The sequence below is a fragment of the Streptomyces sp. NPDC086989 genome (assembly GCF_044745505.1).
In the GTDB taxonomy this organism is placed as follows: domain Bacteria; phylum Actinomycetota; class Actinomycetes; order Streptomycetales; family Streptomycetaceae; genus Streptomyces.
Genome location: NZ_JBIVAL010000012.1, coordinates 41720 through 55587 on the forward strand (window position 1 = coordinate 41720; position 13868 = coordinate 55587).

A 13868-nucleotide genomic window follows, 5' to 3' on the forward strand; every position below is an offset into this window, starting at 1 on the left:
GGGTTCACGCCGCCCGGCCGGAACCCGCCGCAGGGTGGCTCAGTGCCCGTGCCGCTGCCCGTACGGATGCTGCGCGCGGGGCAGCTCGTACGGGACCCGGGAAACGGCCGGCGTGGCCTCCCCCCGTGTGGCCTCCCCCCGCGTGGCCTCCCCCCGTGTGGCCTCCCCCCGCGTGGCCTCCCCCCGTGTGGCGTCCAGCCGGGCCGTGATCACCAGGGTGCCCTCCTCGATCTGGTAGTCGAGGGGGAGACCCAGACCCCGCATGGCCGCGACCATTCCGGTGTTGGAGGCCTGTGTGACCGCGTACACGCTGTCGCAGCCGGTCTCGGCGGCCATCGCGATCAGGCGGCCCAGCAGTTCGGTGCCGATCCCGCGGCGCTGCCAGTCGTCCTCGATCAGCAGCGCGACCTCGGTCTCGTCCCCGTCCCACAGCAGGTGGCCGAGGGCGACGAGCTTGCCGGACGCGGTGGTTGCGGCGAGGGTGCGGCCGAACCGGGGGCTCAGCAGGTGCGCGAGGTAGCGGTCGGCGTCGGAGACGGGCCCGTGGTAGCGCAGGCCGAGGGTGCGCTCGGAGCAGCGGTCGTGCATCGCGCGGGCGGCGGCGAGGTCGGACCCGTCCGCACGGCGCACGGTGATCTCGTTGCCCTCGGGCAGGGTCAGTACGTCGTGGCCGTGCGGGACGCGCGGGCCGAGCCGGGCGTCGAGCTCGACGAGTGCGCGGGCCCGGGCGAACTCGGTGGGGGTGAAGGGCAGGTAGGGGCGCTCCACGGTGATGGCACCGCCCGACGGGTCGCGCAGGCGCATCACCGTCTCCTCCAGCACGCCCTCGACCGGGGCGTCGGCGCCCGCGTTGGGGCGGCCGGAGAGGGTGGTGGCCGGGATCGAGTGGATGGTGCAGCGGCCGAGCAACTGGCGCAGCGCGAGGGGCAGCTCGGCGGCGTCCAGGGCGGTGCGCGTGGCCAGCCCCAGGACGCGGGTGGGGGTGTCGACCAGATCGTGCGCGTCCGCGCGCTCGATCCAGGTGCTGTGGCCGCCGGCGCCGGCGATGGCCCGGGTGAGGTCGCCGGCCGGCAACTGCTGCGGGGCGCGCAGCAGGAACTCGTCGACGGTGCCGCCCTCGGGGAGCGGGTGGGTCTGGAGGGTCAGGATGTCCACGCCGTGGTGGGCGAGCGCGGTGCAGATCGAGGCGAGGCTGCCGGGTTCGTCGCGCACGGTCGTCCGCATCCGCCACAGGGAGGTGGTGGCGGTCGCCGGCTCCGACCCGGACTGCGACCCGGACTCCGGCGCGGGGGCCGGCTCGGACCCGGCTGCCCGGGCCGGAGCGGACGGGGCTGTTCGCAGGGGCGGCGGAGCATGGCTGTGACGCCGCGCCCACCAGGTGTGGAACGCCGCCGTGATCAGGAGCGCGACGGCGGAGGCGACGAGCAGGAACGGGCCCTCGGGACCGTGCGCGACGAGATTGGCGATGCCGTCGGCGACCGCGACGGCGCAGAACAGTGCTGCCAGCTCGACGATGTCGCGGCGCCAGTGGTGGCGGTGGGGGCGCTGGGCGGGGGCGTGGGTGCGTTCAGTCATGCATGTCACTGTGGCGCAGGGGTGTTGCGTGATCACGAACGATCTGTGACCGACTGGTTAAGTGTCGTCTGGTCGGTTTGGCCCGGTTCTCCGGCCGGTTCGCAGACCTTCCGCCCGCGCCCCCGCCGCCCCTTCCGCTCGCGCCCCCGCCCCCGCCACCCCTTCCGTCCCTACTGGCCCACGCGTCCCGGCTGGAGCGAGGTGGTGAAGAGTACGCCGCCACCCTGGCGCCGCAACCGGACGGTGAGCTCCCCGCTGTCACCGTCGATGTCGACCTCGCCGTAGTACGGGGGGTTCTCGGACGGCGACATGTTGGCGAGCGGAGCCGACTGGACGTACGCGGTCTCGGGGCCGAACGTGGCGTCGAGCTTCCCCGCCGGGAACCCGCCCGCGCCGACGGGACCGGAGACGAACTCCCAGAACGGTGCGAAGTCGGTGAACGCGGCCCGCTCGGGGGCGTAGTGGTTCGCGGCCGTGTAGTGGACGTCGGCCGTGAGCCACAGTGTGCCGGTGATGCGCTGGTGCTTGATGTGGCGCAGGAGCTCGGCGATCTGGAGCTCGCGGCCGAGCGGGGCGCCCGGGTCGCCCTGTGCGACGGCCTCGAAGTTCTCCGCCCCGTCGGGCACGACGATGCCCAGCGGCATGTCCGCGGCGATGACCTTCCAGGTGGCGCGAGAACGGGACAGCTCCCGCTTGAGCCAGGCCAGCCGCTCCCGGCCGAGGATGCCGATGGGGTCCACGGTCTGGCGGCCGGGGGAGTTGGCGTCGCGGTAGGTCCGCATGTCGAGGACGAAGACGTCGAGCAGCGGCCCGTACCGCATCACCCGGTACATCCGGCCCTCCGCGCGCCCGCCGCGGAGGTCGGTGACGGGGAAGTACTCGCCGAAGGCGCGGCGGGCGCGGCCCGCGAGGGTGTCCATGTCGCGCACCGTGTAGCGCGGGTCGTCGATCACCTGGCCGGGATACCAGTTGTTGCGCACCTCGTGGTCGTCCCACTGGGCGAGGACAGGCACCTGGGCGTTGAACTCGCGCAGGTTGCGATCGAGCAGGTTGTAGCGGAAGTTCCCGCGGAACTCGTCGAGGGTCTCGGCGACCTTCGCCTTCTCCTCGGTGGTGATGTTGCGCCAGACGCTGCCGTCGCGCAGGGGGACGGAGGCCTGGATCGGGCCGTCGGCGTAGATCGTGTCCCCGCTGAACAGGAAGAAGTCCGGGTCGAGCCGGCGCATCTCGTCGAAGACCCGGTAGCCGCCGAGGTCCGGGTTGATGCCCCAGCCCTGGCCCGCGAGGTCCCCGGACCACAGGAAGCGCACGTGCCGACGGCGGGAGACCGGTGTGGTCCGGAAGGTGCCGGAGACGGGTTCGCCGGTGCGGCGCGGGTCGTCGGGGTCGGCCAGGGTCACCCGGTAGTGGATCTGCTGCCCGGGCGGGAGGTCGCGCAGGGTGGTCGTGCCGGTGAAGTCGGTGGCGGGACCGAGGAACGGGCCGCCGTGCCGCCGGACGCCGTAGCGGAACGACTCGCTCGGGGAGGTCTCGACGTACATCCGTGCCGGACGGTCGGAGCGCGTCCAGATCGTGGCCGAGTGCGCGGTGATCTCACCAGACTGGGTGCCCCAGGGCGCGCCCGGGCGCCCGGAGCGGGTGAACGCCGCCGCGGCGGTGGCGGGCGAGGCGAACGCGGGCGCGGCGAGCGCCCCGGACAGGGCGAGGCCCACCGGAACGGCGAGTGAACCGCCGAGCAGGGACCGTCGGGAGTGCGGAATGGGTGCCATCGGAGCGTCTCCAGGGGCCGGCGGGGACGGGTCGGACCAGTGTGCCGACGCACACCGGCCCGCCCGCGTCGTGCAACCGAACCGTGGATGAACAGCCGTCAGCCGCTCAGCCGCTCAGCCGTCAGTCCCTCGGCCGAAATGGCCGGTTGTGGCACGCACCGTGTCCAGAACCACGCGCGAGACCAGCGCCGGGTCATCGTTCATGGGGACGTGACCGCATCCGCGGAGCCGGACCAGCCGCGCGTCCGGCACGGTGCGCTTGGCGCGGACGCCCTGCCGGGGCAGGAGCAGCCGGTCACGGGAGCCCCATGCGATGGTGACCGGCAGGCCGGGCACGTCCGAGGTGAACCGTACGGAGCGGCCCGCGGCCAGCGTCTCCTCGAAGCCGGTGGCCTCCCGCAGGGCGAGGGTCTCGGCGACCACGGCCTCCGGCGACCGGCGGGCCGGGTGGGCATAGATGGTGCCGGTGAGCGCGGCCCGGCCGGCGGAGCTGCGCGAGAGCCGCTCCAGCGTGGACTGGGGCAGGGTGAGCGCGCCGACGCGCATCGCGCGCAGCGTGGCGAAGGCGTACTTGCGCTCGGCCTCGGTCCAGAACCCGGCGGGGGAGAGCGCGGTGACCGAGCGGACCAGGTTGCTCCGGCCCATCTCAAGGGCGAGGAGCCCGCCGAGGGAGTTGCCCACGACGTGCGGGCGCTCGACGCCGAGCGCCGCGCAGAGCGCGCCGAGCGCGGGGACGACGTTGCCGAGGTCGTACGGGACTCCCTCGGGCAGCGGATCCGAGACCCCGAAGCCGGGCAGGTCGACGGCGATCACGTCGTGCTCGGCGGCCAGGATGTCGGTCACCGGGTGCCAGGCCTGGAGGTGGTGGCCGATGCCGTGCAGCAGGAGCAGCGGCGCGCCGGTGCCCTTGCGCTCATAGGCGACGGTGGCGGTACGGGGGCCCAGCGGCGATTCGATCGGGAAGGAGACCGTTGCGGTCATGCTGCTCCTCGTCGGGTGGACGCGTGTGAGACAGGCTGTCAGTAATGACTACCGCCATGATTACCGCCCGGTAGTACGAGGGGACAAGCCTCCGGCGCGTGTCGGGGTGACTTCGGGGCGAGCCCCGTCGGGCGAGGCGTTCCGGTTCGGCGTCGCAGTGCGGCGTCGGAGTGCGCGAGAACATCGCATGAACGGCTTGATACGTATGCCCGATCTGCCCGGTAAAGGGGTGAGGATTGGTCTTGACCAAGGGGGTGCGCCGTCCTATCGTCGGCTGGGATAGTGCAGGAACCTTTAATAAACAAAGGCGCAGAACTGCCGCTGGAACACGGCGATTGCAGCGATGGCAGGAGGATCAGGGTGGGGACCACGCAGCTCGAAACGGTGCCGGAGCCGAAGTACTGGCACCTGAAGACCGTTCTCAGCGAGGCGCTCGACCAGGACTTCGCGGTGGGCGAGGTCCTGCCGAACGAGCGTGAGCTCGCCGCCCGCTTCGGAGTCGCCCGCGCGACCCTGCGCCAGGCCCTCGAACAGCTCGAACTCGAAGGACGGCTGCAGCGCCGCCGTGGGGTCGGCACCACCGTCGCCCCGCCGCGGGTCGGTGTGGCCGTCGGCAGTACGGAGCACAGCTGGCCCGGCGAGAGCGCCGACGGCTGGGAGATCGTGGACGTGGCCGACACCGCCGTGGTGTCCCCCGCCGTGCTGAAGCTCCTCGGCGCCGCCGCCGACCAGCCCGTGCACACCGTGCGTCGGACCCGCGTCTCCCACGGCCAGGCCGTCGCCGCGGAACTGCTGTACGTGCCGGCCGCCTCCGTGCCCGGCCTGTCCGCCATCGACGCCCCGGCCGGACCCGCCCGCGCACGCGCCGTGCTGCGCGAGCTCCAGCGGCTCGCCCTGGACGGCCAGGACCGCTCGGTGGAACTCGGCTCGGCCCGTGCCGACGACGCCAAGGAACTGGACCGCCTGCCGGGCGCACCGGTGCTCGTGGTCACCACCCGCTACTTCACCGCCGCGGGAACGGCCGCCGTCTCGGTCGCCACGTACCGCGCGGACACCTGCCGCCTGACCTTCGGTGACTCGGGGGCCGTGGAGATAAGCCACGAAACCCGCGCGGCCTCCTGACCGGGCCGCCCCACAACGGCGCCCTGTACGACAACGGCGGCCTGCGCGACAACGGCGGCCTGTACGACAACGGCGGCGTGCAGGACAACGGCGGCCTGCGCGACAACGGCCCGCCCGGGACACCCGGGCGGGCCGTTCGCCGTTCCGGAGGTGTGCCGGGAGCACGCCGGTCAGCGGCGGCGGGTGGTGACCGTCTTCTCCACCGCGAAGAGCTCTTCCTCCACGTGGTCCAGCGCCAGCCGCAGGGCCCCGGTGGCCACCGCGGCCTCGCCGAGCAGGGACTGTGCCACCCGCGGTGGGCGCAGGCAGTACCGCTCCAGCTCGCGGCGCAGGGGATCCAGCACCCCGTGCAGGCCGGCCGCCCAACCCCCGACCACGACCAGCTCCGGATCCATGGCCAGGACCAGCGCCGCCACGTCGTGCACCAGCCGCTGGATGAACCGCTCCACCGCGGCCACGGCCCGCTCGTCGCCCCGCCGGGCCTTTGCGAACACCTCGGCGACCGCCTGCTCGTCCAGCGGGTGCAACGGCTCTCCGGTGGTGGACAGCAGCTTCTCGGGCGTGACGTCGCGGCCCAGCAGGTGGAGGGCGCCGATCTCGCCGGCCGCCCCGCCGAACCCCCGGTGCAGCCGTCCCCCGATCAGCGAACCCGCGCCGGGGCTGAGCCCCGCCATCACGAACACCACGTCGTCGGAGTCCTGCGCGGCACCCTTCCAGTGCTCCGCGACCGCCGCCGCATTCGCGTCGTTCTCCACCCGCACCGGGCAGCGGAACGAGCGCCGCAACCGCTCGCCGAGCGGCAGCCCCGTCCAGCCCGGCAGGGCCGTCCCGAGGCGCACGGTGCCGTCCGCCTCAACGATCCCGGGGCTGCCGACACCGACCGCCCGCAGCGAGTCGCGCGGTACGCCCGCCCGTCGCAGCAGGTCGGCCACCGCCGCCCGCACGCGCTCCAGCCGCTCGTCCGCGGACGCCGTCTCGGCGACCTCCTTGGTGCCGGCGCCGATCACCCGCCCGTCCAGCCCGGACAGCAGCACCGCGACCCGGTGCGAGCCGATCTCGATGCCGAGCAGGTGCCCCGCCTCGGTCCGGAAGCGGTAGCGCCGGGCGGGCCGGCCCTGGCGCCGTGCACCCTCCTCCGCACCGGCCTCGACGACGAGCCCGGTCCCGATCAGTCCCTCGACCACACCTTCGACGGTGGGCCGGGACAGCCCGGTCACCCGGGTGAGGTCCGTGAGTGTCGGCGACTCGGCCGCCCGCAGTGCCCGCAGCACCACGGCCGAATTGATCCGCCGGAGCAGAGAAGGATCCCCGCCGGTCAGCTGCCCCAACGTGTGTCCTCCCAGCTGGCGAGCCTGTCTGCCGGATCGTACTGCGCCCCCGGGCCGGCGGCGAGAAGCAGCCCCCCATCGGCCGGAACCGGCTGCTCCTCTCAGGCCGGGGCGACGAACCCCGACTCGTACGCCGTGATCACGGCCTGCGTCCGGTCCCGCGCCCCCAGCTTGCCCAGAATCGCGCTCACGTGGGACTTCACCGTCTCCGTACCGACGATCAGCTCGCGGGCGATCTCGACGTTCGTCAGCCCCCGCGACATCAGCCGCAGCACTGCCTCCTCGCGCTCGGTCAGTGAGGCCCGCTCCAGCGCGGCCCGGGCCTGCCGGTTCCCGTACTCCGCGGCCAGTGCCCGCACGGCCGCGGGGAACAGCAGCGTCTCACCCTCCGCCACCAGCCGTACCGCGTGCACGATCTCGGAGGGGCGGGCCCGCTTCAACAGGAATCCGTCCGCGCCGGCGCGCAGTGCCTGGTAGACGTACTCGTCGTTCTCGAAGGTGGTCACCACGAGGATCTTCGGCGGGGAGTCCACGGTCCGCAGCACGGCCCGCGTCGCCTCGATCCCGTCGAGCAGCGGCATCCGCACGTCCATGGCCACCACGTCCGGCCTCAGCCGGCGGACGAGCGGGACGACGGATGCCCCGTCGGCCGCCTCACCCACCACCGCGATGTCGGGCTGGGCATCCAGAACGGCACGCAGACCCGCACGCACCAGGGGTTCGTCATCGACGAGCAGAACGGTAACCGGCATCCGGTCAGCCTATTCGCTCCAGCGGAAGCCGTGCGCGCACTCTCCAACTGCCCTCGTACGGACCGGTCTCGGCCTCCCCGCCGAGCAGCGCGGCCCGCTCCCGCATCCCGCGCAGCCCGCTCCCGCTGCCGGACATGACGGTGGGTCCCTCCGGCAGCGGGTTCGTGACCTCCATGTCCAGCCTGCCGACGGCCATCTCCACCCGGACCCGCACGGGCACCGGACCGCAGTGCCGTAGCACGTTCGTGAGCGCCTCCTGCAGGATCCGGTAGCCCTCCCGGGTGACGGGGCCCGGCAACTGATCCAGCGGACCCGTCAGTTGTGCGTCCACCTCCGACCCCGACGCCCGGGCCGAATCCAGCAGCCGGTCGGCCTCCGTCAGCGTCGGCCGCTGCGAAACGGCTTGCGGCGACTCCCGCAGGACCACCAGCACCCGTTCCAGGTCCTCCAGCGCGGCCCGTCCCGTTTCCTCGATCGCGCTCAGCGCCCGGTCGGTGAACTCCGGATTGCCGGCCGCCCGCGCCGCCCCCGCCTGTACGACGGCCACCGTCAGGGCGTGCCCGATCGAGTCGTGCAGCTCCCGCGCGATGCGGGTGCGTTCCAACAGCTGCTCGGTGCGCGCCTCCAGTGCGGTGAGCCGCTCGGCCGCCGAAGGACCCAGCAGCCGGCGCGCCGCCGCGGTGACCAGCTCGCCCAGCAGCACCACTATGACGATGAGGAGGACCAACGGCAGCGGGGCGAGCAGCGCGGCGATCCACCGGGGCGGAACGAGGGGCACCATGGGGTCCGCGTGGATCGGGTGACCGAAGGCCGTGGCGATCAGTTCGACGGTCATCACCGGCAGCCACACGGTCGCGAGCATGGCGACGAGCGCGATGACCAGCCGGGTCTCCAGCCACAGCAGCGTCCGCCACCGGTCTCCCCAACGCGCCGACGGGGTGGCGCTGATGGCGCTTTCCGGGTTGCCGTGGTCGTTCGGCGTGAGCAGGAACTGCGCCTGCAGCCCCTCGGCCAGCCGCACCCAGGGCACCAGCCCGAACGGTATGACGATGACCAACGGCATCCACGGCATCTCCGGCCCTATGAACATCCACACGGCCAGCAGCAGCATGGGCACGCACAGATGCAACCAGCGTGAGTAGGTCACCGGTTGGAGCGGGGCACGGAGCAGTCGGTACATGACCCCATCGTGGCAGTGACCGGCCCGGATGCGTCTCCCCCACGTGGGGGAGACGGCACCCTCGCATGGGGGAGGGAGGGGGAGGGGGCGGACGGCGAGTCTTGAGCCATGAACAGGATCGAGATCCGAGAACTGACCAAGGAATACGGCCGCACCAGGGCCGTGGACCACCTCACCTTCGATGTCCTGCCGGGCCGGGTCACCGGATTCCTGGGCCCCAACGGCGCCGGCAAGTCCACCACGATGCGCCTGCTGCTGGGTCTGGACCGGGTCACGTCCGGGACGGCCACGATCGACGGGCAGCGGTTCACCGACTTCCCCGACCCGCTCCACCGGGTCGGCGCCCTCCTCGACGCACAGGCCGCCCACGGCGGGCGCACCGCCCGGGACCACCTGGGTTTCCTCGCCGCAGCCAACCGCATCCCTGCGCGGCGGGTGGAAGAGGTGCTGGAACAGTCGGGGATCGCCTCGGCGGCGAAGCGTCGGATCAAGAGTTTCTCGCTCGGCATGCGTCAGCGTCTGGGCATAGCGGCCGCGCTGCTGGGAGACCCCGCGGTCCTGCTGCTGGACGAGCCGACCAACGGGCTCGATCCCGAAGGCATCATCTGGATCCGCGAGCTGATGCAGGGCCTCGCCGCGGAGGGCCGCACGGTGCTCGTCTCCAGTCATCTGATGACCGAGACCGCGGCGCTCGCCGACCACCTGGTCGTCCTCGGTCAGGGCAGGCTGCTGGCCGACTCCTCCATGGAGGAGTTCATCGAGGCGCGCAGCACCCCGAAGGTCCGTCTGCGCACCTCCGACCCGGTCCTGCTCCGGGCCGTCCTGGCCCGGGACGGCTTCGAGATGGCGAGCGCGGACAACGGGCGCTGGACCGTCGAGGGCATACACGCCGAGCAACTCGGCGCCATGGCGGCCCGCGAAGGCGTCCCCGTGCTGGAACTCTCCGACGAACGCGCCTCACTGGAACAGGCCTACCTCGACCTCACCGCCGACCACGCCCAGTTCGCCGCCACCCGCTGATCTCCGCCCACGACCCAAGGAGGCTTCGCCATGAGCGCTGCTCAGCCCACCGTCCCCGTCCTGCACTCGGAATGGATCAAGATACGGTCCCTCCGGGGCACCTTCGGGGCCCTGATCGCCATCCTCGTGGCCACCGCCGGGATACAAGTGCTGGCCGCAGCCGCGGTAGGGCAAGCGGAGGCCGACAGCCTGGGGGAGGACCCGCTGCTCGGAGCCTTCTACGGCATCAACTTCGGCCAGATAGCCGCCTTCACCTTCGGGGCGAGCGCGCTGTCCGCCGAGTTCCAGGGCGGCGCCCTGCGCACCTCGCTGACCGCCGTCCCGGGCCGCACCCGCTTCTACCTGTCGAAAATCGCCATGGTGGGGGTGCTCGCCTTCCTGGTGGGCCAGGTCACCGGACTGCTCACGTTCGTGCTGGGCCAGGCGGTGATGGGCCCGCACGCGCTGTCCCTGGGGGACCCGGGCACCCTCCGCGCCGCCTTCGGCAGCGGTGTGTACCTCACGCTCATGGCCCTGTTCGCGGCCGGGCTGACGGCGGTGCTGCGCAGTGCGGCGATCGTACTGAGCATCCTCATACCCTTCGTCGTCATGGTGCCGTTCATCGTCGGCCAGGCGGCGGGCGGAGTGGCCGAGTTCCTGCCGGACCAGGCGGGACAGCTCGTCATGCACCTGGACTCCACCGGCCGGCTCGGCCCCTGGAGCGGGCTCGGGGTGCTGGCGCTGTGGGCGCTGGCCGCGCTCGTCGGCGGCTGGACGGCGGTGCGCCGACGGGACGCGTGACGCAGGGCCAGTTGTCAGTGGCGCCCGGGATACTGACGGCATGACCACGGCAGAGCATCTCGACACGATCGACCGGCTCCGGACGCGTGACTTCCCCGAGGTCCGGGGCAGGTCCGAAGTGGGCACCAGCGGGCCCGGCTACCACCTCGCCGAGCTGGGCGGCAGCCGGTGGTACGGAGACGAGGACGCGGCCGAGCGCGTGGCGCACGAGGACCAGGTGACCGCCGAGTTCGAGGCACTGGTCCAGCGGCTGGAGGAGCGCTGGGGGAAGCCCGACCGGTTCACGCTCGACAGCCTGCGCCTGCGGACGGAGGGCGGCGAGGCGCCGCAGCCGTGGCAGGAGATCTGCGACACCAGCGACGACCTCCACCTCTGGCGGGCCGGTGACCGCTGGGTCGCCGTCTACGAGGCCCGGTGGGGGACCGACCACTCACCGCAGCTCATGGCCGCGGTGACCGTGATCGACCCTCCCTAGGCAGTCGTCTCGGCGGCCGTGCGGAGGCGGGCGTACTCCTGGGCCATGGACTCCGCGGTCCAGTGGGCGTTCAGACCGCTGGGGTTGGGGAGGGCCCAGATGCGGGTGGAGCCGATGGTCCGCTCCTGGGGGCCGATCTGGGCCTTTCGCTCGCCGAAGGCCGTGCGGTAGGCGGTGACCCCGACGACCGCCAGCCATTGCGGGCGCAGCAGTTCCACCTTGGCGGTCAGGATGCGGCCGCCCTCGCGGAACTCCTCGGCGCTCAGTTCGTCGGCGCGGGCCGTGGCGCGGGCGACGACGTTGGTGATGCCGAGCCGGTAGGTCAGCAGCTCCTCCTGCTCGGAGGGATCCAGGCGGCGCGGGGTGAAGCCGGACAGGTGCAGGACCGGCCAGAAACGATTGCCGGGGCGGGCGAAGTGGTGGCCCGTCGCGGCGGAGAGGAGACCCGGGTTGATCCCGCAGAACAGCACACGCAGACCGCCCGCGACCACGTCGGGGACGACGCGGTCACGGGCGGCGTTCAGCTCGTCGGGGGTCAGAGGATCGACCCCGGCGTGTACCCGGCGGCCTCGGGGTGCTGCTTGGCGATCGCCTCGATGCGGGAGACCACCGCCGCGACCTGGTCGCCGGCCGCACCCGTGAAGGACAGCTTGTCGGCCATCAGGGCGTCGAGCTGGGCCCGGTCCAGCGGCATCCGCTCGTCGGCGGCCAGCTTGTCCAGCAGCTCGTTGCGCTCGGCGCCCTGCTCGCGCATGGCGAGCGCGGAGGCCACCGCGTGCTCCTTGATGACCTCGTGGGCGGCCTCGCGGCCGACACCCGCCCGCACCGCGCCCATCAGGACCTTGGTGGTCGCGAGGAACGGCAGGTAGCGGTCCAGCTCGCGGGCCACGACCGCCGGGAAGGCGCCGAACTCGTCGAGGACCGTCAGGAAGGTCTCCAGCAGGCCGTCGAACGCGAAGAACGCGTCGGGCAGCGCCACGCGGCGGACGACGGAGCAGGAGACGTCGCCCTCGTTCCACTGGTCGCCGGCCAGCTCGCCGGTCATCGAGGCGTAGCCGCGCAGGATGACCATCAGGCCGTTGACGCGCTCGCAGGAGCGGGTGTTCATCTTGTGCGGCATCGCGGAGGAGCCGACCTGGCCGGGCTTGAAGCCCTCGGTGACCAGCTCGTGGCCGGCCATCAGGCGGATCGTCTTCGCGATCGACGAGGGGGCGGCGGCCAGCTGCACGAGGGCGGTGACCACGTCGTAGTCGAGCGATCGCGGGTAGACCTGGCCGACGGAGGTGAACGCCTGGGCGAAGCCGAGGTGGGCGGCGATCCGCTGCTCCAGGTCGGCCAGCTTGGCGGCGTCGCCGCCCAGCAGGTCCAGCATGTCCTGGGCGGTGCCGACCGGGCCCTTGATCCCGCGCAGCGGGTAGCGGCCCAGCAGGTCCTCCAGGCGGTCGTAGGCGACCAGCAGCTCGTCGGCCGCGGTCGCGAAGCGCTTGCCCAGGGTGGTGGCCTGCGCGGCCACGTTGTGGGAGCGGCCGGCCATGACCAGCTCGGCGTGCTCGCCGGCCAGCTTGCCGAGCCGGGCGAGGACGGCGACCGTGCGGTCGCGGGCGAGCTCCAGCGAGAGCCGGATCTGGAGCTGCTCGACGTTCTCGGTGAGGTCGCGGGAGGTCATGCCCTTGTGGACGTGCTCGTGGCCGGCGAGGGCGTTGAACTCCTCGATGCGGGCCTTCACGTCGTGGCGGGTGACCTTCTCGCGCTCGGCGATGGAGGCGAGGTCGACGGTCTCCAGGACGCGCTCGTAGTCGGCGAGGGCGGCGTCCGGGACGTCGATGCCGAGGTCCTTCTGGGCGCGGAGCACGGCGAGCCACAGCCGCCGCTCCAGCGTCACCTTGTACTCGGGGGACCACAGGACGGCGAGCTCCGCGGAGGCGTAGCGGCCGGCCAGGACATTGGGGATGCGGGGCTTGGCTGTCACGTGTAGGGATTCTACTTGTGCCGCAGCTGTGCGTTTACGCAGGTGGCGGCCCCGCCCCGGATTGTGCCTTGCTACGAGAGCCGCTCGGCCGCGGCGGCCTCGAAGGGCAGCAGCTCCGGGCGCTTGGCCGGGCGGCCGTCTCCGGAGGAGCGGCCCGTCAGCCGGCGGCCCACCCACGGCAGCAGGTGCTGCCGGGCGAAACTCAGGTCCTGCGAGCGGCGAGCGGCCCAGCCCGGCGGCGCGGCGGCCGGGAGCTCGGTGCGCCAGTCCTGCTCGGGCGGCAGGCCCAGCGCCTGCCAGACGGCCTCCGCCACCCGTCGGTGGCCCTCGGCCGTCAGGTGCAGCCGGTCGACGTCCCACATCCGGGGGTCGGCGAGCGCCGCGGCCCCGTACAGGTCGACGACCAGGGCGCCGTGCCGGGCGGCGAGTTCCTCGATGATGACGAAGAGCTCCTCCATGCGCGGCCGGAAGCGGTCCATCACCGGCCCGTTGCGGCCCGGCGAGCGCATCAGCACCAGCGTCCTGCACGTGGGCGCCAGCAGCCCCACGGCCTCCTCCAGGTGTCCGCGCACCCGGCCCATGTCGACCTTCGGCCGCAGCGCGTCGTTCAGGCCGCCGACCAGGGTCACCACGTCCGCGCCCATCGCCGCCGCCACCGGGGCCTGGTCGGTGGCTATCTGCCCGATCAGCTTCCCGCGGACCGCGAGGTTCGCGTACCGGAAGCCGGGCTCGCGCGCCGCCAGGCGGGCGGCCAGCAGATCCGCCCAGCCCCGGTAGGAGCCGTCGGGCAGCAGGTCGGACATGCCTTCGGTGAAGGAGTCGCCGACCGCGACGAAACTGGTGTAAGACGCATTCATCTCCATGGCGGAGCGATGCTACCGCGCGGTACCCCGGCCGTGCAGGGCCGGGGCACCGCA

The 13868-nt window shown here is 72.8% G+C and carries 13 protein-coding genes; 4 read left to right on the forward strand and 9 right to left on the reverse strand.

Annotation, left to right across the window (positions count from 1 at the left end; translation table 11 throughout):
* Positions 1 to 39: 39 nt before the first annotated feature.
* The 3 genes from ACIPK4_RS27230 to ACIPK4_RS27240 all read right to left on the reverse strand — a co-directional run bounded on the left by ACIPK4_RS27230 (position 40) and on the right by ACIPK4_RS27240 (position 4325).
* The gene (locus ACIPK4_RS27230) at positions 40 to 1575 is read right to left on the reverse strand and encodes a GNAT family N-acetyltransferase (RefSeq protein WP_402316995.1); all 1536 of its coding nucleotides are present in this window, start codon (positions 1573 to 1575) and stop codon (positions 40 to 42) included.
* A 170-nt stretch (positions 1576 to 1745) separates the two neighbouring features.
* Positions 1746 to 3344: an alkaline phosphatase D family protein gene (locus ACIPK4_RS27235; RefSeq protein ID WP_402316996.1), complete on the reverse strand. Its 1599-nt coding sequence runs from the start codon at positions 3342 to 3344 to the stop codon at positions 1746 to 1748.
* A 114-nt stretch (positions 3345 to 3458) separates the two neighbouring features.
* Complete coding sequence (locus ACIPK4_RS27240) at positions 3459 to 4325, reverse strand: alpha/beta fold hydrolase (protein ID WP_402316999.1); 867 nt, start codon at positions 4323 to 4325, stop codon at positions 3459 to 3461.
* Positions 4326 to 4685: 360 nt separating this feature from the next.
* Here ACIPK4_RS27240 and ACIPK4_RS27245 point away from each other — a divergent pair, with 360 nt between their 5' ends.
* Positions 4686 to 5447, forward strand: a complete 762-nt coding sequence (locus ACIPK4_RS27245; protein WP_376194015.1) for a GntR family transcriptional regulator — start codon at positions 4686 to 4688, stop codon at positions 5445 to 5447.
* 170 nt (positions 5448 to 5617) lie between these two features.
* On the opposite strand, the gene ACIPK4_RS27250 is transcribed toward ACIPK4_RS27245, so the two are convergent.
* From ACIPK4_RS27250 to ACIPK4_RS27260, 3 genes are all read right to left on the reverse strand, one after another.
* Entirely contained in the window at positions 5618 to 6775 is a 1158-nt protein-coding gene (locus ACIPK4_RS27250; RefSeq protein ID WP_054225052.1) for an ROK family transcriptional regulator, read from the reverse strand.
* A gap of 101 nt (positions 6776 to 6876) precedes the next feature.
* A complete protein-coding gene (locus ACIPK4_RS27255) occupies positions 6877 to 7527 on the reverse strand; it encodes a response regulator (RefSeq protein WP_402317002.1) in 651 nt (216 codons plus the stop codon).
* A gap of 4 nt (positions 7528 to 7531) precedes the next feature.
* Entirely contained in the window at positions 7532 to 8707 is a 1176-nt protein-coding gene (locus ACIPK4_RS27260; RefSeq protein ID WP_402317004.1) for a sensor histidine kinase, read from the reverse strand.
* Positions 8708 to 8815: 108 nt separating this feature from the next.
* Here ACIPK4_RS27260 and ACIPK4_RS27265 point away from each other — a divergent pair, with 108 nt between their 5' ends.
* Genes ACIPK4_RS27265 through ACIPK4_RS27275 form a run of 3 tightly spaced genes read left to right on the forward strand, consistent with a single transcriptional unit; the run spans position 8816 to position 10982 of the window.
* On the forward strand, positions 8816 to 9727 hold the full coding sequence (locus ACIPK4_RS27265) for an ABC transporter ATP-binding protein (protein WP_402317006.1): 912 nt from the start codon (positions 8816 to 8818) through the stop codon (positions 9725 to 9727).
* Positions 9728 to 9757: 30 nt separating this feature from the next.
* Positions 9758 to 10507, forward strand: a complete 750-nt coding sequence (locus ACIPK4_RS27270; protein ID WP_402317009.1) for an ABC transporter permease — start codon at positions 9758 to 9760, stop codon at positions 10505 to 10507.
* A 40-nt stretch (positions 10508 to 10547) separates the two neighbouring features.
* A complete protein-coding gene (locus ACIPK4_RS27275; protein WP_402317012.1) occupies positions 10548 to 10982 on the forward strand; it encodes a hypothetical protein in 435 nt (144 codons plus the stop codon).
* Here the strand turns inward: ACIPK4_RS27275 and mug are convergent.
* The 3 genes from mug to ACIPK4_RS27290 form a co-directional block, all read right to left on the reverse strand.
* Positions 10979 to 11521 (reverse strand): G/U mismatch-specific DNA glycosylase, encoded by a 543-nt coding sequence (mug, locus tag ACIPK4_RS27280; protein WP_402317445.1) that lies wholly within the window; start codon positions 11519 to 11521, stop codon positions 10979 to 10981. The genes ACIPK4_RS27275 and mug overlap by 4 nt on opposite strands.
* Positions 11518 to 12951, reverse strand: coding sequence for an adenylosuccinate lyase (purB, locus tag ACIPK4_RS27285; RefSeq protein WP_030300188.1), 1434 nt, complete (start codon positions 12949 to 12951; stop codon positions 11518 to 11520). Before purB ends, mug begins: the two co-directional genes overlap by 4 nt.
* Positions 12952 to 13022: 71 nt before the next feature.
* The gene (locus ACIPK4_RS27290) at positions 13023 to 13814 is read right to left on the reverse strand and encodes an SGNH/GDSL hydrolase family protein (protein WP_402317015.1); all 792 of its coding nucleotides are present in this window, start codon (positions 13812 to 13814) and stop codon (positions 13023 to 13025) included.
* Positions 13815 to 13868 lie beyond the last annotated feature (54 nt).